Annotated in this window: 20 protein-coding genes; 7 read left to right on the top strand and 13 right to left on the bottom strand. The window is 38.0% G+C overall.

Annotation, left to right across the window (positions count from 1 at the left end; all coding sequences use genetic code 11):
- Positions 1-40: 40 nt before the first annotated feature.
- The 3 genes from B3394_RS04595 to B3394_RS04585 are packed head-to-tail and all read left to right on the top strand — an operon-like array spanning position 41 to position 3,786.
- Entirely contained in the window at positions 41-613 is a 573-nt protein-coding gene (locus B3394_RS04595; RefSeq protein ID WP_273244052.1) for a T9SS type A sorting domain-containing protein, read from the top strand.
- A 50-nt stretch (positions 614-663) separates the two neighbouring features.
- Entirely contained in the window at positions 664-1,578 is a 915-nt protein-coding gene (locus B3394_RS04590; RefSeq protein ID WP_273244054.1) for a hypothetical protein, read from the top strand.
- 33 nt (positions 1,579-1,611) lie between these two features.
- The gene (locus B3394_RS04585; protein ID WP_286913511.1) at positions 1,612-3,786 is read left to right on the top strand and encodes a S8 family serine peptidase; all 2,175 of its coding nucleotides are present in this window, start codon (positions 1,612-1,614) and stop codon (positions 3,784-3,786) included.
- Positions 3,787-3,875: 89 nt separating this feature from the next.
- On the opposite strand, the gene B3394_RS04580 is transcribed toward B3394_RS04585, so the two are convergent.
- The 4 genes from B3394_RS04580 to B3394_RS04565 are packed head-to-tail and all read right to left on the bottom strand — an operon-like array spanning position 3,876 to position 7,470.
- Positions 3,876-5,018 (bottom strand): acyl-CoA dehydrogenase family protein, encoded by a 1,143-nt coding sequence (locus B3394_RS04580; protein ID WP_177729887.1) that lies wholly within the window; start codon positions 5,016-5,018, stop codon positions 3,876-3,878.
- Between the two features lie 16 nt (positions 5,019-5,034).
- Positions 5,035-5,919, bottom strand: coding sequence for a ComEA family DNA-binding protein (locus B3394_RS04575; protein WP_286913507.1), 885 nt, complete (start codon positions 5,917-5,919; stop codon positions 5,035-5,037).
- A gap of 11 nt (positions 5,920-5,930) precedes the next feature.
- Positions 5,931-6,158, bottom strand: a complete 228-nt coding sequence (locus B3394_RS04570) for a PspC domain-containing protein (protein WP_177729891.1) — start codon at positions 6,156-6,158, stop codon at positions 5,931-5,933.
- A gap of 46 nt (positions 6,159-6,204) precedes the next feature.
- Positions 6,205-7,470: a DUF2851 family protein gene (locus B3394_RS04565; RefSeq protein ID WP_286913506.1), complete on the bottom strand. Its 1,266-nt coding sequence runs from the start codon at positions 7,468-7,470 to the stop codon at positions 6,205-6,207.
- Positions 7,471-7,531: 61 nt separating this feature from the next.
- Here B3394_RS04565 and B3394_RS04560 point away from each other — a divergent pair, with 61 nt between their 5' ends.
- Positions 7,532-9,217, top strand: a complete 1,686-nt coding sequence (locus tag B3394_RS04560) for a GLPGLI family protein (RefSeq protein WP_286913502.1) — start codon at positions 7,532-7,534, stop codon at positions 9,215-9,217.
- A 46-nt stretch (positions 9,218-9,263) separates the two neighbouring features.
- On the opposite strand, the gene B3394_RS04555 is transcribed toward B3394_RS04560, so the two are convergent.
- The 6 genes from B3394_RS04555 to B3394_RS04530 all read right to left on the bottom strand — a co-directional run bounded on the left by B3394_RS04555 (position 9,264) and on the right by B3394_RS04530 (position 19,247).
- Complete coding sequence (locus B3394_RS04555) at positions 9,264-10,625, bottom strand: pyridoxal-phosphate dependent enzyme (protein ID WP_273244064.1); 1,362 nt, start codon at positions 10,623-10,625, stop codon at positions 9,264-9,266.
- A gap of 82 nt (positions 10,626-10,707) precedes the next feature.
- On the bottom strand, positions 10,708-12,615 hold the full coding sequence (locus B3394_RS04550) for a putative porin (RefSeq protein ID WP_286913496.1): 1,908 nt from the start codon (positions 12,613-12,615) through the stop codon (positions 10,708-10,710).
- Between the two features lie 163 nt (positions 12,616-12,778).
- Complete coding sequence (locus B3394_RS04545) at positions 12,779-13,801, bottom strand: hypothetical protein (RefSeq protein WP_286913494.1); 1,023 nt, start codon at positions 13,799-13,801, stop codon at positions 12,779-12,781.
- Between the two features lie 20 nt (positions 13,802-13,821).
- A complete protein-coding gene (locus B3394_RS04540) occupies positions 13,822-14,604 on the bottom strand; it encodes a hypothetical protein (RefSeq protein ID WP_286913491.1) in 783 nt (260 codons plus the stop codon).
- A 14-nt stretch (positions 14,605-14,618) separates the two neighbouring features.
- Entirely contained in the window at positions 14,619-16,121 is a 1,503-nt protein-coding gene (locus B3394_RS04535) for a SusD/RagB family nutrient-binding outer membrane lipoprotein (protein ID WP_177729905.1), read from the bottom strand.
- 12 nt (positions 16,122-16,133) lie between these two features.
- Positions 16,134-19,247, bottom strand: coding sequence for a SusC/RagA family TonB-linked outer membrane protein (locus B3394_RS04530; RefSeq protein ID WP_286913482.1), 3,114 nt, complete (start codon positions 19,245-19,247; stop codon positions 16,134-16,136).
- 198 nt (positions 19,248-19,445) lie between these two features.
- Here B3394_RS04530 and B3394_RS04525 point away from each other — a divergent pair, with 198 nt between their 5' ends.
- On the top strand, positions 19,446-20,045 hold the full coding sequence (locus B3394_RS04525) for a ribonuclease HII (RefSeq protein ID WP_286913480.1): 600 nt from the start codon (positions 19,446-19,448) through the stop codon (positions 20,043-20,045).
- Positions 20,046-20,107: 62 nt separating this feature from the next.
- Here B3394_RS04525 and lipB read toward each other — a convergent pair whose 3' ends face one another.
- Positions 20,108-20,806, bottom strand: coding sequence for a lipoyl(octanoyl) transferase LipB (gene lipB / locus B3394_RS04520; RefSeq protein ID WP_286913477.1), 699 nt, complete (start codon positions 20,804-20,806; stop codon positions 20,108-20,110).
- A gap of 9 nt (positions 20,807-20,815) precedes the next feature.
- Positions 20,816-21,565 (bottom strand): hypothetical protein, encoded by a 750-nt coding sequence (locus B3394_RS04515; protein WP_273244078.1) that lies wholly within the window; start codon positions 21,563-21,565, stop codon positions 20,816-20,818.
- Positions 21,566-21,699: 134 nt separating this feature from the next.
- Between B3394_RS04515 and lysS the strand changes: the two genes are divergently transcribed.
- The gene (gene lysS, locus B3394_RS04510; RefSeq protein ID WP_286913470.1) at positions 21,700-23,400 is read left to right on the top strand and encodes a lysine--tRNA ligase; all 1,701 of its coding nucleotides are present in this window, start codon (positions 21,700-21,702) and stop codon (positions 23,398-23,400) included.
- Positions 23,401-23,592: 192 nt separating this feature from the next.
- Complete coding sequence (locus tag B3394_RS04505; RefSeq protein WP_177729913.1) at positions 23,593-23,988, top strand: hypothetical protein; 396 nt, start codon at positions 23,593-23,595, stop codon at positions 23,986-23,988.
- Between the two features lie 32 nt (positions 23,989-24,020).
- Here the strand turns inward: B3394_RS04505 and B3394_RS04500 are convergent, their stop codons facing one another.
- The gene (locus tag B3394_RS04500) at positions 24,021-24,983 is read right to left on the bottom strand and encodes a transporter (protein WP_286913468.1); all 963 of its coding nucleotides are present in this window, start codon (positions 24,981-24,983) and stop codon (positions 24,021-24,023) included.
- Positions 24,984-25,089 lie beyond the last annotated feature (106 nt).

Below are 25,089 nucleotides of genomic sequence, written 5' to 3'. Positions count from 1 at the left end.
CTAAATACCAAATAGATTTGAAGTATAAACTTTAGCAATCATGAAAAAAAGCCTCTTGTTTTTACTCTCAGCACTTCTACATTTTACGATTGTGAACGGACAGGTAGCAGCCGAAAAAAAAAACAATATATACTTAACTATTTCTTCCGATTATGAAAATGCGAATGTCTATGAAATTTCGGCTTTAATAATTTCCAATACCCAAAACATTAAAATGAGCGGGGAATACGTTTCCGAAACAAGTGTCAATATTACCCCTATCCCAGACACCACCATTCATATTTGCCCAGTCACGGCATCAGCTCCAAAAAACCAGCATAACGGCGGTACTACGGTTATCCGGACCAGTACCGGCGGTCCGGGAAAAACATATTATCCTGAAATCATTCTGTATCCCAACCCTGCCAGTGATTTTTTAACGGTAAAATCCCCTGCTTTTCCCATAACCAGTTACAGCATCTATGATACCAGCAGCATTCTCCATACCTCTAAGATAACAAAATCAGCACATGAAATCAATATGGATTTAACGAATTTACTTCCCGGCCATTACCTTTTAATTCTGGAAATGGAGTATGAAAAACCAGTATCTGTTCAATTTATTAAAAAATAAGCGGAACCCGAAAAGCTTACAGAGTAGGGAACATTAAATTACAATTAATCATGAAAAAAAACATTACTTTTTTAGCCGTAGTATTTAGTTTAGGTATTACATCCGGTGTTTATGCACAGGTAAATGATAATGGTACAAACGTTGGTATCGGTATTGCCGCCCCTCCGGTTGCCTTTGGAACGGATACCAATATAAAATTAGATATTGACGGTGGAGTCCGAAACGGGAATAAAGGCGATATCATTGCACAGCGATTCAGTTCCGGTTCCATTTACAGCACTACAAATTCACTGACTACCGGAATCATCGGTTACAACTCCAACTGGTCTGCTCAAAGTACGACTCTGGGAATAAGCTGCAACGTTGATGTAACCCAGGCAAGATCGCCATTTGGCACCTCACAAACACTTGGTGGAAAATTCACTACAAAAATAGATGGGATCTCCGGAAGTAATCCTTTTAATATCGGCGGTGTTTTCGGAAACTTAAAAGGTGCCTGGAACGGTACTTTAAGCAGTGGTTATGCCGGTGCTGTCATCGGTATCGATGAAATTAACGGTTCCTCAACCTATGGCGGATATTTTGAAGGCAAAGGGTATTTCAGTAATAAAACAGGAATAGGAACCAAAAATTTCCCGACAACCATAGGCGGCGCAAACATAAGCAGCTATAATTTATTTGTAAAAGGCGGTATTCTTACAGATGAAGTAAGAGTAAGAACCGGCTGGGCCGATTATGTATTTGCCGATGATTATACTCTAAAACCATTGGCCGAAGTAGCTGCCTTTATTGCTAAAAACAAACACCTTCCGAATGTTCCATCCGAAAAACAAGTAGCCGAAGAAGGACTTAGTCTTGGTGAAATCTCAAAAATACAACAGGAAAAAATTGAAGAGTTAGTATTGTATCTGATTAATCAGGAAAAACGAATTGAGGCTTTAGAAGCTAAAATCAACCAGAAGTAATTGTCATAGTTTAATCTTTAAAAATATTAAATTATGAAAAATATAAAATTAATACTCGGTATCCTGACACTCCTTATTTCCGGTGGAAGTTATGGGCAGTCAAACTATTTCTACTATTATAACGGTGAAAAGTTTTTTTTGGAATTAGATACGCAAAATATGGCAATCAACACAAAAGAAAACACTACCGCGTTTATAGAACCTTATTTAAGCGACAATGCTTCCTTAGGCACACTTACCGAAGACTATACCAGAGGAAGTGTTATTGCTGTTGATGAATTGGCAAAAATGAACCAAAACATCAAGACCTATTATTTTGAGATACAATACCCTCAAGGCCTTGAAACCAGCAATTATTTTGCCTTACTCAACAACTTTAACACGATCAATGCAATCGTAAAAGCCTCGCCAAGTTTCAAAACCAGCGATGGTAAAAAAATAGGCCTTTCCAATAACTTCTATGTCAAACTAAGAAGTGAGGCAGACGTCAATTTATTATATGATACAGCAAAAAATTACAATCTGGAAATTTTAGGTCATGATCAATATATGCCGCTTTGGTTTGTTGTAAGCTGTGCCAGAACAAACGACAAAAATGCTTTGGAATTTGCTAACATTTTCCAGGAATCCGGTTTGTTTGAAAGTACGGAACCTGCCTTTATCTATCATAATTTAGAAGCTTCGGCAGATCCCTATTTCAACAATCAATGGGGACTAAAAAACACCGGTCAATACGGCGCTGCTTATGCCGGAATAGACATTAAAGCAGAGCAGGCCTGGGGAATTGCAACCGGAACAGGCATAAAAACAGCCATCTATGATCATGGTTTTGAAATGAATCATCCGGATTTAGCGGCCAATGTTTTCGGTACCGGTTATGACGCAAAAACCGGAACATCACCTGCACAGGTAAGAGGTCCTCATGGAACGCCATGTGCCGGTATAACCGGAGCCGTGCAAAATAATAATTTAGGTATCAGCGGCGTTGCGCCGAACACCCAACTGGTCTCTATCAGTATCAACTTACTATCTTCCGACACTCCTATAGAGTTAGCACGTGGTTTTAACTGGGCAAGAACCAATGGTATTGATGTAATCAGTAATTCATGGGGAGGTTATGCTCCGTCAAACATTATAACAGATGCGATCAATAATGCCCTGACATTGGGACGTGGCGGAAAAGGATGTGTTGTTGTTTTTGCAGCGGGTAATGAAAACAATACTAATATTCGTTATCCCGGCAATTATTTCCCTAACATTCTTGTTGTTGGTGCCATGAGTCCGTGCGGGCAACGAAAAAGCCTTTCATCCTGTGACGGGGAAACCACCTGGGGCAGTTGTTATGGTTCCCAGTTGGACATTATGGCTCCCGGTGTGAAAATGCCGACTACCGATCGCCAGGGATCTGCCGGGTATGATGTTTCAAATTACATGCAGGCTTTTAACGGAACTTCTTCCGCATGTCCGGTTGTTGCCGGTGTAGCCGCTCTGATTTTATCCAAAAACCCGAACTTAACTGCCGTGCAGGTAAATAACATTATCGAACAATCTGCTCAGAAAGTAAGACCAGACCTGTATAGCTATTCCACTATTGGAGGAAGACCTAATGGAACCTGGCATAGTGAAATGGGATACGGGCTTGTAAATGCCTATCAGGCTTTATTGATAACGCCAAGTCCATGTGTTACAAATCTAACACTAACGACCAATGTAACTGCTCCTGCAACAGACACCAGACAAGCTTCTTCGTCCATTACTGCAAGCAATACGATTGGCAGTGGGGCTACCGGAATATACCATGCAGGAGAAACCGTAATACTTACTAACGGTTTTACCGCTGTTAACGGTGCTGTTTTCCGATCCTATATTGAGGGATGCTCCGGCAATTATGTAGCCAAACAAGGAGATGAACCCGTAATCAGTTACGAGACTATTTATAATCTTCCTGAAAAGAAGGCCGTTCTATCTGACGACAAAATCCAGATTGTTCCCAATCCGAACAACGGTATTTTCTATATCAACATTAAAGATATGGCGGAAGGCACTATCCAAATCACCAATCTGATCGGGGCAACGGTATACAGCAACCGCTTTAAGAAAGAATCCGAAGACCTGAAAATAGACATTCAGGATAAAGCTGACGGGATCTATATTGTCCGGATCGTTTCCGGAGAACAAACCCTTACAACAAAAATCATTAAAAATTAAAACCGGCTACCCATTATTGGATTTGCGGTAAATAAAAAAACCTGTTCAGCAAGCTGAACAGGTTTTTGATATTTAAAAGTAATTACTTTTTATCCTTTTAGTATATTTCTTGAAATTACTAATTTCTGAATTTCGGTAGTTCCTTCACCAATTGTACACAATTTAGAATCTCTGTAGAATTTCTCAACAGGGAAATCTTTTGTATATCCATAACCTCCGTGAATTTGTACCGCTTCATTGGCAACTTTCACACAAACTTCCGAACTATACATTTTTGCCATAGCACCAAGTGTCGTTACCGGTCTGTGATTGTTCTTTAAGAACGCTGCTTTGTGTAATAACAATTCTGAAGCTTCAATCTCTGTAGCCATATCTGCTAATTTGAAAGAAATCCCCTGGAAATCACTGATTGGTTTTCCAAACTGGTGACGTTCTTTTGAATATTTTAAAGCAGCTTCATAAGCTCCTTTTGCAATTCCTAATGATAAAGCACCAATGGAAATACGTCCTCCGTCCAGAATTTTCATGGCCTGGATAAATCCTTCTCCAACTTCACCCAAACGGTTTGCATCGGAAATACGGCAATTGTCGAAAATTAATTCTGCTGTTTCACTTGCACGCATTCCTAATTTATTTTCTTTTCTTCCGCTTGTAAAACCAGGTGTTCCGTGTTCTACAACAAAAGCTGTCATTCCTCTGGAATCTCCTTTTTCTCCGGTACGAACAATTACTACTGCAACGTTCCCCGATTTAGCATGTGTGATAAAGTTTTTAGCACCATTCAGTACCCATTCCTCACCATCTTTAACCGCTGTGGTGTTCATTCCTCCGGCATCAGAACCGGTATTGTGCTCCGTTAGTCCCCATGCTCCAATCCACTCTGCAGTAGCTAATTTTGGAATCCATCTCTTTTTTTGCTCCTCATTTCCGAAAGTCAGGATATGATTTGTACAAAGAGAATTATGAGCCGCTACCGAAAGCCCGATAGAAGGGTCTACTTTTGAAATTTCTTCAACAATCGTAATATATTCATGATATCCAAGACCTGAACCTCCTAATTCTTCAGGAACTAAAACTCCCATGAATCCCATTTCACCTAATTTCTTAAATAAATCAACAGGAAATGTTTGTGCTTCATCCCATTCCATAATATTAGGACGAATGTGTTGTTCTGCAAAGTCTCTGATTGATTGGGCAATCATCGCCTGCGTTTCATTATAATCAAAATTCATTTTGTTGTTTGTTTGTTTAAAAATCCAAATATAAGGCAATTATATCAACTTTTTCTACTGGAAAATCTTTAATTTTTGTTAAGTCTTCTTTTGATTTAATCCCGCCATTCATACTCCGGTAAGTAACAATCTCTTTGGCCAGCGCAAACCGGAAGTAGGGAAATTGCGCCAGATCTTTTAAAGAACTATTGTTGATGTCAATTTTTTGAAGCGGTGGTTGCTGCAACACCGGAAAATGCACGATGAGCTGTTGTACAACTTCCGGAGACAATCCCCAGATGTATTGAAATTGTTGTGTACTGACAAAAGCACCCAGTTTTTCTTTTTCAGCCAGTATGCGTTCCGATAAGGCAGGGCCGATACCGTAAACCTTCATCAGGTCTTCTTTTGTTGCTTTATTAATGTCTATAATGAAGTCTTTTTCTTTTGACCGGGCATGTTCTTTAAAAGTACTCCCATAATTCCGGGCTGGTCCCGGGCTGTTTACCCATTCCGGGAACTTAAAATAGGGTGCGATTTCGGCTAACTTTTCATCCGAAACTTTTGTGATGTCCTGGAATTCTTTTGGAGAGTTTATAAATTTATGCTGCTTCCGGAAGGCGTGCAACCGGTCAATTTCTTCCGTTGTCATCCCCAGGGTATATCCTTTATAATCGGAAATAAAATTGGGGTTAAAAGGATAGATCTTTAGTGTTTCGTTATCCTTTATGACTTTCAGACTGTCTATCCTGGACTGCAATGCCAGCCATTTTTCTTCTTCCGGATCTGGAGGATCCGAAGCATAATCCTTTGACAACACAACATAATACAGTATCTGAATCAATACAATCAGGAACAACAACACAAAAATTCCACTACGCTGTTCCCGGGTAAACTTTAAGTAGAATTTATTATTGTTCATGGCTATATCTTTTATAGGTCAAATACAGAACTTCGTTTCGTATATACCATGTCTTTCAATTTCAGCCAGAAAGCCAGCGTAAGATAAACTCCGAACCACAAACCCACTGTAAAAAAAGAAAGGTAGATAAAAAAAAGCCGGACGCTGGTCGCTCTCATTCCCAGCCTGTCTGCCAGCCGTGAAGACACTTCAAATCCATGTTTCTCGAAAAAATGACGAATGTTCGTTATTAATCCCATAATACGTAGTTTTAATTTCGTTCCAAAAATAATCCATAAATATTCATTACAATAATAACTGCTGCCCTATTTCACAATTAAGGCATCTTTTAGCATCACAATATTCTTTTTTGAGATGCAGCAGGGCCTGACTATCAAAAGCATTTTCCGCCATTATTCCGAAATGTCTGAATTTTTCAATTACAGTATTTTTTTCAGGCGGTATTTCCCGCAATACATCCATTAGTTTTTCTACGATATCCTGCCCCGAATGCTGTGCATATAAAAATTGTAACGGCAAAATGGTATTGATAAATACCAAATCAATAAAAGATTTGCTTATCCTTTTTGGTTTCATCGCACTTTCTTTATCAAAAAGATAGTGTGTCTGCCAATATCCGGAAACTTTCAGGTTAAACATTTTGTAAAAGGTTTTTATCGTATCTCCTTTTATTACAACATCAAACAAATTAGCCTGTTCATGGTATAGCTGTGCTAACTGCACCAACCTGATGGTCGGAAAATTACCGGGTCTTAACTTGTAAAACTGTAATGGCTGAACAAACCGTCTGGGTAACGGGTATTTATCCTGTAAATAAAACCATCTTTTTTTCAGCTGTTTATAATAGGAATCCTCTTTGGGTACCGTTAACAATCCGCCTCTTCCCAGAAATAATGCTTCAAGATTTTCATATTCATACTGTTCTTTCCGGATTACCGTGAAAGGAATTGATTTTGCAATCTGAAAAAAAGCCTCCCCGTTTACATTCAATCCAAAATTTCTGGCAATGGCACAAAACAATGTGGTTTCCCAGTCATTTTTATTTTCTTTCAGCAATTGTACAATTGGTAAAATCTTCTTTTCGAGTCTTTCAAAAAAAAGACGCTCTTTCCATTTGAGCAGTACAATCTGATTGATTTCTTTTAATTGTTTTTCACAATATATCCAGCTTTTATCGGCTATCAGATCATAATAACCGGAAAGCAGCGTTTCAGGAACATATTTCTTCAGGACCAATACCGGAATTTCCGTATTGTCTTTCCGGAACACTTCCATATCGTGTTCCCAGACCACGTGCAGTATGACGTTATCGTATTGCTCATTTGTTTCATGGCGGTGTAAATACCAGTCTGACGAGCGGATGTGTATTTCAACATTCCCGACCCATTTCTGATTGTCGATAATAATCTGGGCATTGAAAAAATCCGGACCTTCATGTTGCAGATACTGGCCGGAATGAAGTATTTGAAGTGCCGTTCCTTCTTCTGTTTTCAGTTCGGATATGGCAAATTTCTTGTATTGCCAGATATGGTGTAAAAAAATTTCCTGCATGGCGTATAAAATATAACACTAATATAAGAAAAATTTATCTTTGTTATTCTATACACTAACAATGAGAAAACGTTACACAGCACTACTCCTTTTTTTCTTTAGTCTTACTTTCGGCCAGGTTGCCGTAAACCCTTCAAAAGGATTAAAAATAACCTACCTGAAAAGCTCCAACGGAAAACGCATCGAAAATCAGGATCCGATACTGGTTTTTGCAACCGGTAAAGAAACACTACTCACCACCGAAAACATTCTGACTCATAAAGCTCCGCTTCCTTACGAACAGACTTTTATTGATCATCCGGCAAACAGCTATACACAATTTTCCAGGCTAAGTGCCAACGATTGGATCAGTACAAAAGATAGTGTGGCTTTAGCAAAACAGCAGTTTGAGATTACAGGCGATACCAAAACCATTTTGGGCTATCCCTGTAAAAAAGCAAAAACAATCATTAATTCGAACACTATTGAACTTTGGTTTACCAATGCTGTCCAGGAAAAGGGCGCTCCCACTGTTTTGGGGCAGAATCTCGGACTGGTTTTGGAAATGAACCGCAATAATAATTTTGTAATCACGGCTACTAAGGTTGAAAAGCTGCAAAAAATAGCCCCAAGAGGGATGGCTTTTAATTCGTTTAAAGGCAAAAATGTTGATTTGCTCAGCTACCGCGACCTACTCTGGAAAAGCCGTTTTACAACTATAAAAGTTTTTGAAAACGAGCTTATTAATTTTTCCGGCGAATCGAAGTCCAATGACAGCATTATCCGGTTTGCAAACGGTACCATCGTTCTAAAGAAAGTACGTTTCCCGAAAATTATACCGGGCAGCCAGGTTTTTGTTGATTTACTGGAACAATCCAATGGTGATGCCTACGACCGGACGGGATCGGTTTTTGTTATTCCGACGGATCAGAAAACGTCTTTTCTTGACGGTTTAAAAAACGGCGCCAAAACACTTCCACTTTATGACAACGGAAACGGAAAACAATATCAGGGGGTTGTCCGCACCAATGATTATGCACCGTTATTGGAATTGATGCGTTTCTTCACTCCTTTTGGGATCAAGCAATACAATCATATTGAGTTAAAGGATAAAAAATGGCATGATGCCGTTCCGTATCGTCAGGATATTTCAGAATTACAAACGGCATTGAGCGATCAGGAAATCTGGATTGGTACGTTTATCGGAAATTATGATAAAGGCGGCCATCAGATAAGCCTGAATATTACCATTCATAACGAGGAAAAGCAATCTCCAAAAAATACGTTTGTTTTACCGCTGTTCAATACGACCAATGTAATGGAAATGGCGGAACAGGAATATGCTACGATGTTCAATTCCGAAAAAGGGCTGGAAGTATCCTTTACCCTGTCAAAAGACGTTCACAATGCTAAACTGCGTTATATCACAACTGGTCATGGCGGCTGGGAAAACGGTGATGAATTTGTCCCTAAAAAGAACAGCATCTTTTTGGATCAAAAAGAAATTTTTGCTTTTACTCCGTGGCGTCAGGATTGTGGTTCCTACCGGTTGTTTAATCCTGCCTCTGGAAATTTTAATAACGGCCTGTCTTCATCTGACTACAGTCGTTCCAACTGGTGCCCGGGAACGGTTACCAATCCTATCCTGATTGATCTTGGTAATCTAAAAGCCGGAAATCATACTATCCGCATCCGTATTCCGCAGGGTGCTCCCGAAGGAGGAAGTTTTAGTTCCTGGAATGTTTCCGGAATTTTAATTGGTGAATAAAAAAAGCCCCTTTCGTGCGAAAGGGGCTTTTTTATGTATTCTAAAACTATTTAATCGAGTTGATAATATCGTGTTTCGTGATAATATGGTGTTTCCCATTTCCTAAGTCAACCAAAACTGCCTGATTGTCTTTATTGATCAATTTGGAAACTTCATCAATTGGTGTTCCTAATTTTACAACCGGGAAAGCCGCTCCCATTACTTCGCGGATAGGTTTGTCGGCAACATTTTTATCGGCAACGTAACTCTGGAATAAATCGGTTTCATCAACAGAGCCTACAAATCCGGTTACATCAATTACCGGGATTTGTGATATTTTGTGTTTGCGCATACGCTCAATAGCATGGGAAACCAATTCTTCTGTTCTTACTACCACCAACGGTTTGTCGATATGTTCTTTGATCAGATCTTCTGCTTTGGTTATTTCTTCTTCCAGGAATCCTCTTTCACGCATCCAGTCGTCATTAAACATTTTTCCCACATAACGGCTACCGCTGTCATGGAATAAAACCACCACTACGTCTTCCGGTTTGAAATGTTCTTTTAACTGAATCAGTCCTTTTACAGCTGCTCCGGCTGAATTACCTACAAAGATCCCTTCTTCCAAAGCAATTCTTCGCGTGTAAACTGCCGCATCCTTATCGGTAACTTTTGTAAAACCGTCAATTAATGAAAAGTCCACATTTTTAGGTAAGATGTCCTCTCCGATTCCTTCTGTAATATAGGAGTAAATTTCATTCTCATCGAAAATACCGGTTTCGTGGTATTTTTTAAATACCGAACCATACGTATCGATTCCCCAGATTTTGATATTCGGGTTTTTCTCTTTCAGGTATTTTGCCACACCCGAAATCGTTCCTCCTGTTCCCACTCCAACAACAAAGTGTGTAATTTTACCATCTGTCTGTTCCCAGATTTCCGGTCCGGTCTGCTCATAATGTGCAATCGCATTGGAAGGATTATCATATTGGTTTACATACCAGGCATTCGGTGTTTCTTCTGCCAGGCGTTTGGAAACGGAATAATAGGAACGTGGATCGGTAGGTTCAACATCTGTCGGACAAACCACAACTTTCGCCCCTACAGCACGCAGGATATCCATTTTTTCTTTGGATTGTTTATCCGAGATCACACAGATTAGTTTGTAACCTTTCACAATAGCTGCTAAGGCTAAGCCCATACCGGTATTTCCGGATGTCCCTTCAATAATCGTTCCGCCCGGTTTTAATCGCCCATCCGCTTCTGCATCTTCAATCATTTTTACCGCCATACGGTCTTTAACCGAGTTTCCGGGATTGAATGTTTCCACTTTAGCCAGCACTAAGGCATTTACTTCCTGGGTAACTTTATTTAATTGCACTAAAGGAGTATTTCCAATAGTTTCCAATATGTTTTTTGCGTATTTCATTATTTTATTGTTTCTAAAAAAGTCGTTTATATACTATAAACTAAATTATTACAAAGATATTGATATTTAAGAGTGTCTTGTCTTAACTGAAGAAATTCCAAACCAGACCGAAACGAATCATAAAATCATGATACGGATTATTCGTGTCCGAATAGAAGTTATAACCGGTAAAGCTGGAATTGAAATGTTCTGCTTTCAGGTAAATTCTGGTTTGTCTGATTTTGGCATTGATAAAGAAGTCCAATAGTGGAAAGTTCCCGATTTGTTTTTTCTCCTGAATATAAAATTCGCCCAATAGCGGATGGTAATCATTCGCATAGTATTTTGAGAAATAGTTCAGGGTAACGCCCATTTGCAGGTATAATGCTTTTGAAAAGTAATAGTCGTTAAAATACAGCGTATTTCTTGCTACCAGTTCCGGAACGTTCAATATCCGATCCGATTGTTCCACTTTTTGGTATAAAAAGGTATTGTCCAATCCGAATTTACCAACCTTAAATTCTCTTCCGATTCTGGCGGAAAAATAATTGATCGTGTTGTTATACTGCGTTGGGGTAACCAGGATCTGGGTTTCATTCTGACTGTTATTTACAAAATACAGATGATCGTCTAAAATTGTGTATTTCGCAGCAGCATCAAACCATTTGGTTTTGGCTTCAAATTCGAAATTTTTAATTTTTTCGTTTTTAAAATTGTTTTTCCAGTTATAGGCAATATAACCGCTCTGATATAAATTATAGTTCAGGTCCGGTAATTTATTCATGGTCTGGAAACGGAATGAGAAAATATTCTTTTCATCCAGCGTATAACGAACCGTTCCGTCAACTTTTGCCAGTGACTGATCGGTTATCGAGTTAGACAGCAATAAGGTTCCTTTCCATTTTCCTTTGTAGTATGAGTATTGTGCCCCGTATGAATCTATCTTATCATTCTGGGCATTTGGAACAGCAATTGTTCCATCACTGTTCAGTACAGTATTATTATAGAAATAATTATACTTATACTCTTCTAAGTAAAATTGAAAATCACCGAATAACTGGTTCGAATAGGCTACTCCTATTTTATTATAAATACTGTTGAATCTTGTTTTATTGTTGACACTGCTGGAATAGGCAGAACCGAATCGTTCATTTGCCGTTGGCTGGGCATAATTAAAAAACTTATACTCATAATTTAGCTGATGCATGAAAACAAGACTATTCGGATTGTCCTTATTTAACCGGAAACTGTGGTCAATAAAAATTCTTTTTCCTTCCAGAGAGGATTTTGTGTCATCCGAAAAATAGACATCCAAACGTGCCCTGTCGTCATAAGGCGGGATGCTGTTCTCAAAATCCGACAGGTTCTTAACACCGCCATTTTCATGATTTAAGATATCCTGTACGGCGAAGTGCATTTTTAGATTATAACGGTTATCAGTGGTATGATAGCTGGTAATAAATCTGAAATTCCCGGTACTGGAAAGCTGGTTAACATATTTACCTAAAGAACGAAGTCCTTTATAGCCAACCGACATATTGAAATTTTTAGACGTATTCAGGGAAAGAAAGGCATCCAGATTTTGTCCTTGCTCCATCACCGATTTATAATACAGTTCGGTCATTGGCGTCGGCATCGAATAATACTTAATATCCTCAGCTCTCATATAGGCAAAATGCTTTGCTTTGAAACCAAATTCCGGATAGGCGTTATAGGAAGTCAACCCGTAATCCAGCGTGTTATACGTTTGTCCTTCATTAGCAAAAGGCATTAATCCAAAAATATCTTTTCGCAGATAATTAAGTGCGTATTCTTTTTTTATGGTTAGTGAAGTGTCTACATAGGTAGTATCTTTTTCCAGAGAGATAATTTTATATTGATTAATCGGGGCAACATGTTTTTTCTCATCTGATACTCTCAATGATTTTCTTGGCTTAATCGTATCCAATTGTTCCTGGCCTAACATTGACAAAGAGCAGAAAAAAAATACCGTCAAAAAAAGATGCTTCATAATTCTATATTAGAAAGGCAAAGGTATTAGAATTTTATAAATAATAAGGTCATTCTAAAAAATGAGCGTAATTTTTATACTATCCTTTTATTTTTTTAACCCGGTATTCTTACAAATAAAAAAGCGCCCCGATCGGGGCGCTTTAAAAATATATCGTTAAATATTATTTTTTATGTTTTAATGCTTTTTTCATTTTGAAAGCATCGATCATTTTAGCAGCACTCTTACCTTGAGCAAGAACAGTGTTACCATTTAAAATAGTGAATACACCATTTTGAACTTTAACTCTAACAATAACTGTTAAGTCACCATCTCCGTTACCTCCATTAGGAGCTCCAGAATCACCTTGAGAGTTAGATGTTAACATTCCTGTTGATTGTGTAAATGATCCAGACAATGTGCTAGAACCACCTCTAAGATAATCAACTGTGATTGGAATATTGAACTCAGGTAATCCTAAAGAAGGAAGACCGATATCGTTATAAAGGTAACCAGCAATGATATACTCACCATCAGGGTACTCGCTTAATGGCATGTTTAAATGCTCAGGGCAATTTGCTGTTTGAGCACCGTTTCCAAAAGGATTAAGTGTAGCAGCATCGAAAACTAAGATATCAATATCATACTCTTCTTCACAAAGAGAATATGTCTCACCTCCGAATGAGAAAGTTTTATCCCAAGATAAAGTTAAATCTAATTCGTCTTTAACAACGTTTTTGATTGTTACATTTACAACCTGATCAATAACAGCATTTAAATTAAATGTTCCGCTTAATCTTATTGCAAAAGTTTCGTTATCATCAACTGCATCATCAATAACTGTAGGAATTTTAACAGTATAGCTTGATGCATTTGCAGGGATAGTAACCATAAATCCGTCAGCACCTAAACCTTCATCAATTCCGATTGGTGTTCCAGGTAATGAGAAATCGTCATCGATAGTAGCTGTACCACCTGGCAACAATTCAAGTTTCACCTGAATCGGAGTGTTGATAGTTCTGCTTGGTGTTAGTACGATTGACACAAATTCACCTTCATTAACGGTATAAGAAGTCTGTGCTACTGATACAGTAGGCTTTTGGTTGTAAACAAAATCAACCTCATTATCATTACAAGATACTAAAGCGAATCCCGACAACAATAATGCAAAAGCTGAATTTAAATATCTTTTATTATTTTTTTTCATATTGAAATTTTATTATCGTGTTAGATTACTTTTTTAACAAGCCAGCTTAGATTAGTATAACCAGCTACACCAACAATAGTAACATTAGTAAATCTTAAATCACCATTAGACTGAACCTGACCAACTCCAGAAATTGCATTTGTAGCGTTGTGAGTCCAATCTGTAATTCTCAATGTACCACACACATCACTAAAGTACATATCATACTGAGTGAATCCTGGTGTAATATTTGACTTGTACTCACCGATACCTACAGCTGTAATTAAAACAGGTTGAGGACCAGATGTATAATTAAGAACATAGTTACCTGCTAAGTTAGAGAAACATTGTCCTACTAAAGTAATTCTTACTTTACTAAAGTTTGATCCAACAACAGTTGCGCTAGCAGAAGAAGCTCCTGTAATTTTCAAAACGATGTTTTTATTACTACCAACAACGATAGCTCCACTGTGAACAGTAATTGGAACTAAAACCGTTTTACTTCCCGCTGGAATAATAACAGTACGGTTAGCTGTAGGGAAATTAAATTGCACCCCTTCAGTTGCAGTACTAGCTACATCTACTTCATAAGTAACAGCAACATCCTGATCTACTGGTAAACCATTATTACCACCGATTAATTCAATCGCAGCGTTAATCGTTTTATCAGTACCATCGGTTACGATTGAAGCACTTTGAGTAGTTCTAGGAAAACCTACAATAGCTCTAGAATCACCATAAGAAGGTGCTTCATCACCTAAATCACACGATACTGTCGCTGCAGTAGCCGTGATTAATAAAAATAATAATTTAATTTTTTTCATAAACTTAATTTTTTTTATGGAAGATTCCAGAAAATCTTGTTAGTAAATGCATCATTTTGAGATTGACTTGGAACGTTGTTACCATTAGCAGTATACTCAGATCCAGGATACATCAATCTTACCGGTTTAGCTGGTCTGGTAGCAGTAAGTGCTAGGTCTGTCTGAGGGTAACTAGTTCTTGTATATTCAATCCAAGACTCAAGACCATTGATGCTCATTAAAGCAATCCATTTTTGAGTCATGATAGCCTCAACTTTATCAGCAGTAGCATCCCAACCTAATTTATCAATGCCGTTAGTATTAGCAATATAAGTTGGTCCTCCTGCAGCTCCTAATAAATCAAAAGATTTTTGGATACCCGTTTGGAATAAAGCTTTAGCATCACCAGTTAAATACCCTTTATGCACAGCTTCTGACTGTAAGAAATAACTTTCAGCAGCTGTAAATATATAACCGTCCTGAGCAGAATTCTTAACAATACCAGGTCCGAAGTTTGCTAAGTTATCAGTAGCCTCGATACCTGTTTGTCCTTGAATAACTCCTTCATAAGCACTACCATTTTGTTTCCATAATCTAGGTAAACGATTATCAAATGCAAGAGAAGGATTACTAGGACTGTATTTAACACCATTTAAAGATTCAATAGCATTTTTAGTAGCTACAGTTGAAAGGTAACCAGCTCTAGCCGTTGTTTCATTAATGTTAAATCCATAAGTATTGTAGAATGGATTTTGTTTATCATTATTAGCATTAGAATAACCTGGATTAACTTTAGCATCAGCTGTTAAGAACTGAGCACCAGAAGCCGTTAATTCATTCATTTCAGCTGTAATGTAAGCCTGACTGGAAGCAACACCGGATTCTCTTATTAACAATCTTAATTTAAGTGTGTTAGCAAATTTCTCCCAGTTAACCATGTTTCCTTTGAAAATAGCATCCTCATTACCAACAGCTGTAGTGTTAGCAGGAGCATTATGAATCATAGCAACAGCTGTTTCCAACTCAACAACTAAAGATCTGTAAATATCCTTAGCATTATCATAAGCAGGAGTAGTGTTCAATGGATTATGTGCCTGAGAATATGGCATATTTCCATATAAATCTACTAAATACTGAAAGTAAAATGCTTTTACAATCTTAGCAATAGCTTTATGGTTATCATAATTATCAGCAGGATAATTTTGAATGTTTGTTAAACCTAAGGTTGTTAGGAATAAATTCTCCCAGGTTCTTGAATAGAATGAGTTATCAATATTCAAATCGAACTCAACAGTGTAAATACCTGTGTAAGAATTTACGTTACCACCCCAGCTGTTCATAAACAAGTTACCTAACCTGTTTTGATCAACTGCAAATGTTCTATATGGCTGTGTAATAGCCCCACCTAATGCCAAGTTTGGAGTTACACTCTCATAAATTGGGTTAGTCGGTGAGTTATTAATATCCAAATAATCATCACATGACGACAAACCAAGTGCCGCAACTAATGAGAATATATGTACTTTATACTTTTTCATACTTCTTTAAAATTAAAATGTTAAGTTAAGACTGAAACCGATAGTTCTAGTGTTTGGATACTGGTTAGTACCATTAGCACCACTATTACTTGTACCTGAAGCCAATCCAACCGCATTACCATTATTTATTGATCCTTCTGGATCATCATATCCTCTGTTTTCTCTTGCAAGAACTGTAAATGGATTTCTAGCATTTACACCTACTCTTAAACTAGTCAATCCAGTTCTTTCTAACATTTTAGAAGGGATTGCATAACTTAAAGCTAACTCACGAACTTTGAATGCTGTAGCATCTAAAATGTAGTTCTCATCAATGTTAGAGTAAGTATTAGCATAATATTGTTGAATTCCTGTTGAAGATCCTCCTCCAGTTACAACTGAATTATTAGCAACGTAAGTACCAGTAGCTGTATCTAAATAAGAAGAGTTTGGCATAATAAATCCGTTTCTTCCGTTTTCAGCTGAATCCACTAAATATCCAAAAGAACTTAATGTATTTTTAGTACCTGAATAATACTGGTGACCAGTTCTGTAATCCATTACTGCAGCTAAACGTAATCCTTTGAAATCAATTGAAGTATTTAATCCTAAGATATAATCTGGAGTAGTTTTACCTAACTTCATTAATTCAGTAGATTTTAATGGGTTTCCTGTGTTAGCATCAACAATGATACGTCCTTCACCATCTCTTTGGTATCCAAAACCTTTGATGATAGGATATTCTTCACCTTCTTCAGCAAAAATACCGTAAGTTCCGTAAGGAGAGTAAATTGCAACAGAGTTAGTGTTATCAGAAACTTTTTCAACAGTAGTTTTAGTTTTAGAGAAACTGAATTTTGCTTCCCATGTAAAATCTTTAGTTTTGATAGGTGTAATACCTAAGTCAATCTCGATACCTTTTGCTTTAGTAGCACCAATGTTAGTAACATAGTTAGGGTTACCAGAAGCATAAGAAGAACTCACACTAGTGATCAAGTCAGTGTTATCACTGATATAACCAGAAGCTTCTAAAGTAATTCTGTCATTTAAGAAACCTAAGTTAATTGTAGCCTCTTTAGACACGTAGAACTCTGGTTTGATATAAGGGTTTGTTCTTGAATTGTATGCAATTGTAGGTTGAACGTTTGGAACGTAAGAGTTAACTCCGTTGAATGGATAACCTGTAGATTGTCTGTATAAGTTATTGATTTCATAAGCGGCAACATCAGCATTACCAACTTTTACAACACTGAACATTACTTTAGCATACGATAATACTTTGTTATCTTTTAAACTTTCGAAAGCTTTAGTAGGCACGAAAGAGATACCAGCACTTGGGTAGAAATAACTGTTGTTATCTTTATCTAAGAAAGATACCCACTCGTTTCTTCCTGTTAAGTTCAAGAATAAATAATCTTTATACGCTAAATCAACGTTTGCGAAATAAGCATATTTTCTAACTCTGCTTTCTGCATTAGAAGCATTCGGTACACTTGAAACGTTACCAATATTGTATAATCCAGGAAGCGCTAACTGTGTTCCAGAAACTGAAGTTTGAGTAGCAAATCTATCTTGGATATTGTTACCAATATTCGCTTTGAAGTTGATATCTTTAGTTAAATCATAATCAAAGTTAACTAATAAATCACCATAGATATTTCTTCTTGCCAAGTTAGAAGTACTGAAGCTAGAGATAATTGATCCGTCAGAAATCTGGTAAGGATCTTTATAGTCATTAGTATAACCTAAAGCTCTGTTTTGTTGGAAACTAACATTCGCTGTATATACTACATTGATGTTTTTGTTAATTTCATAAGACACTTTACCAATACCGTTGAAAACATCAGCTAAAGCCTGGTTTCTTACGTTATCAACAACCCAGTAAGGATTTCTTCCATAGTAAGAATATCCGTGCTCGTTACTAGCATTATCAAACATTTTGATTGGAATGTTAGTAGGTGTCTGTAGTAAGTTGTAGTATAAACTTGAACTTGTAGTATTCGAAACTTGTGTAGTGTAAGCAACGTTACCTTCTACATTGAATTTACCAACTTTTTTACCAGCTCTGAATTGGAAGTTTGTTCTATCTAAAACGTCTCTGTTTACAATGAACTCATTTCTGAATTTGTTAGCTGAGAAGAAAAGGTAACCATCTTCATTACCAGAAGATAAAGTAACTCCGTTTTGAGTTAAAATTCCTGTTTTAAAGAATTTTTTGATATTATCACTTCCTTGAGACTCATAAGGCAACATATAATAGTTACCATCAGCTTGAGGTAAACCTGTAGGCTGGATAGATCCGTCAAACTCAGGACCCCAAGCACCATTCTCATAAGAATAATGTTGTCCATCCCATCCTTGACCATATCTTGTTTGTCTTTCTGGAAGGTAAGCCACATTAGAAAAGTCAATTGAAGAGTTAATACTAACTGTCATTTTTTGACCTTGAGCAGAACCTTTTTTAGTTGTAACAATTAAAGCACCGTTAACACCATCAGATCCGTACAAAGCAGCACCTTGAGAACCTTTAATAGTATTTACTGACTCAATTGTTTCAGGTGGCAACTGTTGTAAAACAGCAGCTGATGAAATAACACCATCAATTACAACCAAAGCTTGGTTATTTTGAGTAAGTGATTTTGCAGCACGGATAACGATTCTGGTTGTAGCATCAACAGCACTGTTTGTCTGGTTGATTTGTAAACCTGAAACTTTACCTGTTAAAGCCTGAACAACACTTGGACTGGAAGCCTGGTTCAATTCTTTCGCTTTAACAACCTGGTTAGCGGAAGTTATCGCATCCACTCTCTTTTTAATACCTAAAGCACCAACAACAACTTCATTTAATTGTCTTGCTTCGGCTTGCAGTGCAACATTTACTTTGTTACTAGCACCAACAGTAACTGATGATGATTGCATTCCAACAAATGTAAAAACCAACACTTGTCCTTGTGATGCTTTGATGGAATAATTACCATCCATATCAGTTTGCGTGCCTTGTGTTGTTCCTTTGATCACAACACTAACACCAGGTAATGGTAAACCTCCCTCGGTCACAGTACCTGTAACAGTTTTCTCCTGTGCGAACGAAAACTGCATTGAAAACGCTAGTAAAAGCGTAAAAATCCATTTAAACTTCGATCTCATATTAAATTTATTTGAGTTAGTTATTCCGCAAACTTCTTAATAATTTCTTAAATAAACAAATATAATATAGGAATTGTAGCATTTTATTTGTGTTAAAAAAACACCCTAAGAAATACAGTATGCAAAAAAAAGTCCTAATATCCACAGCAGATTACTCAGAAAATTTGTTGTTTTTTTATATTTTTACCAAAAACAAAAATGCTTTTATCGAATTACTCAAAGTTAACATTAGAAGCCGGAACCGATGAAGCCGGAAGAGGCTGTCTTGCCGGTCCCGTTACCGCCGCAGCCGTTATTTTACCGGAAAACTGCCTGATAGAAAAACTCAACGATTCCAAAAAATTATCCGAATTAACCCGCGATCGCCTCAAACCGATAATAGAAGAACTGGCATTATCCTACAAAGTCATCCATCTTGAACCGGAAATAATCGACGAGATCAATATCCTGAACGCATCCATAAAAGCCATGCAGCACTGCATTACCGGGCTCAGCCCTGTTCCCGAATACATTATCGTAGACGGAAACCGCTTCAAACCGGTTAACGACATTCCCTACAGCTGCATCGTTAAAGGCGACAGCAAATACCTTAGTATCGCCGCCGCTTCCGTTTTAGCCAAAACATACCGCGATGAATATATGAACCGAATACACGAAGAATTCCCCATGTACAACTGGAAACAAAACAAAGGATATCCAACAGTAGAACACCGGGAAGCAATTCAGAAATACGGCATCACCAAATACCACAGAAAATCATTCCGGCTGCTTCCGGAACAGTTAAAACTGGAATTGTAAACACAAAAAAAATCCTGACAAAATTTTGTCAGGATTTTTCTTTCTAAATTGTCTTAAAATTCTCAAACCATTTCCGCCTCAAAAAGAGCCGCAAAATGTTTGGTGATTTTTGCTTTCACTTCTGCCTCATCCACATGATCCACTCCCAATTCAACATTTAAAGAAGTGACTGCCTTATCTTTTATCCCGCACGGAATAATATTATCAAAGTAACCCAGGTTCGAATTTACATTCAATGCAAATCCATGCATCGTAACCCAGCGGGAAGCCCGAACCCCCATCGCACAGATTTTTCTTGCAAAAGGTGTTCCCACACCTAACCATACTCCTGTTTCTCCTTCGCTTCTTTCACAGGACAATCCGTATTCTGCCAAAGTCAGAATAATCGCCTCTTCCAGCAGACGCAAATATTTATGAATATCCGAAAAGAAATTTTCCAGATCCAGGATAGGATACCCTACAATCTGACCGGGACCGTGATACGTAATATCTCCGCCTCTGTTAATTTTATAAAATGTCGCTCCTTTTTCCTCCAGCTGCTTTTCATTGAGCAGCAGATTTGAAAAATCACCGCTTTTACCCAAAGTGTACACATGCGGATGTTCTACAAATAAAAAATAATTCGGAGTTGCCTCTCCCTTATCTTCTCTTCGATTGCTTATTTTAATATCTAATATTCCCTGAAATAATGATTCCTGATAATCCCAGGTGTCTTTATAATCTTTAAGGCCAAGATCCCTTAGCGCTACTTTTTTATTCATCTGTTGTAATTATTTATTTTCCAGAAAAACATCAAAACTCATCGATTCCGGTTTTTCCACATAATCCAAAAACGGGAATTGTATCGTAACTGTTTTTCTATCTTCACTAAAAAGCGCATTTTTCGCACTAACCGATTTTATTTTTTTCGGGAAATGGTATTTCACCGTATAATTAAATGCCGCCAGCATCGGCCGGATCGAACCCAGACTGTCCACTATTTGTTTTTGCAGCACGGCATCTTTTACTTTTACCGTTCTGGAGAATTTTTTTCCGTTAAACGAAAACTTCAGTTCCGTGTTGCCATCTTCCATTTTTGAAATCGGACTCTGGCTTCCTTTCCCTTTCGATTTCAATTCATCAATCGATTTCATCACCGTCATCATATCCACCAGATCCATGGTACTTTTAAAATCACTGAAAAGTGAGAAAAAGAAAGTCTTTTCACTTTCATTGATTTTCATGTTCACGGCAAAATTTTCCATCTTCTTCAGTTTTGCCTGTTCTGCCGCCGGCAATTTTGCAATACTGTCCTTTTTCTGCGCCAGCAATTCCTTAAATGTAAAAGTAGAATCGATCACTTCCGACTTCCCTTTCCCGATCATCTCTTCACCGCCCATTTCCATTATTGCCGAAGCATCAACATCAAAAGAAATCTTTCCGCTTCCGTCACTGTTCAAATTAATATTCTCTGTAAAATTACAACTGGTTGCGATTACCGAAACGCATAAAACCAAAAACATCCGAACCTTTTCAATCATAATAGTATCAATTAAAAATGTGATTCAAAGATACTGCTTTCCGCATTTATAACCATCATAATCATTTTCAAAATTTGAAATTGACTCATTCTCAAATTATACCTATCTTTGCACGCTTAAAATAAATCACAATTATGCAACTTTCAGAACAAGAAATCATCAGAAGAGAAAAATTGGGCAGGTTGAAAGAACTTGGAATAAACCCATATCCCGCAAATTTGTTTCCCGTAGATCATACGTCGAAGCAGGTCAAGGAAACTTTTGAAGAAGGAAAGAAGGTAATTGTGGCCGGACGTTTAATGTCGTCCCGTATACAGGGAAAAGCTTCCTTTGCCGAAATTCAGGACAGCGAAGGACGTATTCAGGTTTATATTAACCGTGATGAAATTTGCCCGGACGACGACAAAACATTATACAATGAAGTTTTCAAAAAACTAATTGACTTAGGTGACTTTATCGGTATTGAAGGAGAACTTTTCACCACACAGGTTGGCGAAAAAACCCTGCGTGCTAAAAAAATCTCATTACTAAGCAAAACATTACGTCCGCTTCCGCTTCCAAAAGTAGATGCCGACGGTAATATTTTTGATGCTTTTACCGATCCGGAATTACGCTACCGTATGCGTTATGTGGATTTAGTAGTAAATCCGCAGGTAAAAGACGTTTTCATTAAGAGAACCAAGCTTTTCAACGCAATGCGTACGTTCTTTAACGACAAAGGCTATTTTGAAGTAGAAACACCAATATTACAATCCATTCCCGGTGGCGCAGCAGCAAGACCATTTATCACACACCACAACTCTTTAGACATTCCGCTATACATGCGTATTGCTAACGAATTGTACCTGAAAAGACTGATCGTAGGTGGTTTTGACGGTGTCTATGAGTTCTCCAAAAACTTCCGTAACGAAGGTATGGACAGAACCCACAATCCGGAATTTACCGCAATGGAAATCTACGTAGCCTACAAAGACTACAACTGGATGATGGAATTCACCGAAAATCTTCTGGAATATTGCGCCCTTCAGGTAAACGGTACAACAAGCGCAACTTTTGGCGAACATACTGTTGACTTCAAAGCACCTTATGCCCGCGTGACCATGACGGATGCCATCAAACAGTTCACCGGATTTGATATCTCGGGAAAAACGGAAGAAGAATTAAGAGAGGCAGCCAAATCAATGGGAATTGCCGTAGACGAAACAATGGGGAAAGGAAAACTGATCGACGAAATTTTCGGAGAGAAATGCGAAGGAAACTTCATCCAGCCTACTTTCATCACGGATTATCCGAAAGAAATGAGCCCGCTTACTAAAGTACACCGTGACAATCCGGATCTGACGGAGCGTTTCGAACTAATGGTTTGCGGTAAAGAGATCGCTAATGCATATTCTGAGTTAAACGACCCGATCGATCAGCGAGAGCGTTTTGAAGCACAGTTAGCCTTATCCGAAAGAGGTGACGACGAAGCCATGTTTATTGACAATGACTTTTTACGCGCTTTGGAATACGGTATGCCGCCTACATCCGGTTTGGGAATCGGAATGGACCGTTTAATCATGTTCCTGACCAACAATCCATCCATCCAGGAAGTTTTATTCTTCCCTCAGATGCGTCCGGAGAAAAAAGCCATCCAGATTGAATTGGAAGCAGAAGAAAAAGCCATCATTGCTATTCTTGAAAAAAGCAACAACGCTTTAGAATTAGCCGAATTGAAAAATCAGGCAGGACTAAGCGGTAAAAAATGGGATAAAGCCATGAAGGCCTTATCACAGCACGGACTGACCAAAGTTGTTGTTAACGGCGAAAGTAAAGTAGTGGAATTACAATCGTAATTACCCTCAATCATATTTACAAAAAAGGAGTTCTTCACGGAGCTCCTTTTTTTATTTAACCGCTAACAACCAGCATTTTCTGTATTTAATCGACAAAAAATACACTTAAAAGAAAATAACATCCGCTCCCCGCTTTAATCGCTAATTTTAAGCAAAACTTCACGGAATCAACAACTTAAAACCAATAAGATTATGAAAAAGCTCTTTATTTTAATCTTAGGTATTGTATCCTTAACCTGCAACGCACAGCAGCAACCCGTTTTGACCGCCGAGCAAAAAGCCAAAATGGAAGTAAAAAGAATGGCAACCGATCTGGATTTAACAACAGTCCAGCAGCAACAGCTGGAAAAGATCTTACTTGAAAACAATCGGAAAACCGGCGACATCAAGCAGCGTCTTCAATCTGCCAAACCGGAAGAAAACCAGACGTTAAAAGAAGAATATATCGAAAGCCTGAAAACACTAAAAGCAAACCTGAAAGCTGTCCTAACAGCCGAACAACAGGACAAATGGGATGCTATTTACAAAAAACGCTTCCAGGGACAGCATCAGCCACAAAATCCGGCCAGTGCACAAAAAGCACCATAAAAAAAGGACTCAACGGAGTCCTTTTCTTTTTTTTACAGCGTATAATTCAAATTAACACTCCACCGGTATTGGGCTTCCACCCTTCCTCCGGTTAAATTCTGATTGATCGGCAACATGGTATTCAACCCTAACGAAAATTTATCTTTACCCACTTCAATACCGAATTTTCCAAAAAGGATATCACCGGCCGTATTGCGAAGTTGCTGCTTGTACTGATAATTATTGCCATATACCTCACCGGCTATCCCGATTTGCGGTACCAGGGCAAACGTTTTAACCGCCATCATATAGAACAATGTTGAAGCATAGTTAAATTGATTTCCAAAACGGTAATTTTTCTGATTTTCCGTTTTCAGCGTATAACTCGCCATAGTATTCAAACCAAAATCGCCCTGCTTTAAAACATATTCAGAAGCAAAAATATAATCCCAGCTTCCGGTTCCTACCTGGAAACTCGGATTCACACTACCGCTGTTAAATTCCTTATATTTTCCCGTTGGCGCCTTAACACCACCACCCAATTGCAGCGTGTGCCGGAACAGCGTACTGTCCTTTGTGGTTTCATAAACCGTGTACATTCCCAAAACCGTAATATCACCCAATCCGGATATCTGCTGGTTTCCCGTAACCGTTTCCCTGTTGTGAAAATGATAGGGTGCCAGCACCGAAAGCTGTACTTTTTTCACTATCGGAATACGCGCCCAGACCTGTATGGTATTGAAATTTTCTTCATACCAGGGAGAATCCGAAAACAAACCGTCATTACTTTTATAATGCTGGTTAAAATAGCGGACTCCGACAAAATTACTGTTCAGCATCGACGAAAACCCCAGACTTCCGCCACTCGCCGAACACCCACAGGCATCGCAGTCATCATAATATTCCAGAGGCTGAAAATATCGTTTAAAAGGGTTCGCCCAATTGAGACTGTCTTTTTCTGCCGCCTGTGTTAAAGCTGCCAAAAAAAGCAATAGTACTATACTATATTTTTTCATTTTTATTTCTTTTTTACGGACCTGCAACAGTCCACTTTTTTACTAAAAAATGCTTTTATCACAATACCATACCGCTATAAAAACATTTTAAAATTAGAATACTTTC

The organism is Flavobacterium sp. UBA4197 (genome assembly GCF_002379575.1).
Lineage (GTDB): Bacteria > Bacteroidota > Bacteroidia > Flavobacteriales > Flavobacteriaceae > Flavobacterium > Flavobacterium inviolabile.
This window is presented reverse-complemented; position numbering and strand designations above follow the sequence as displayed.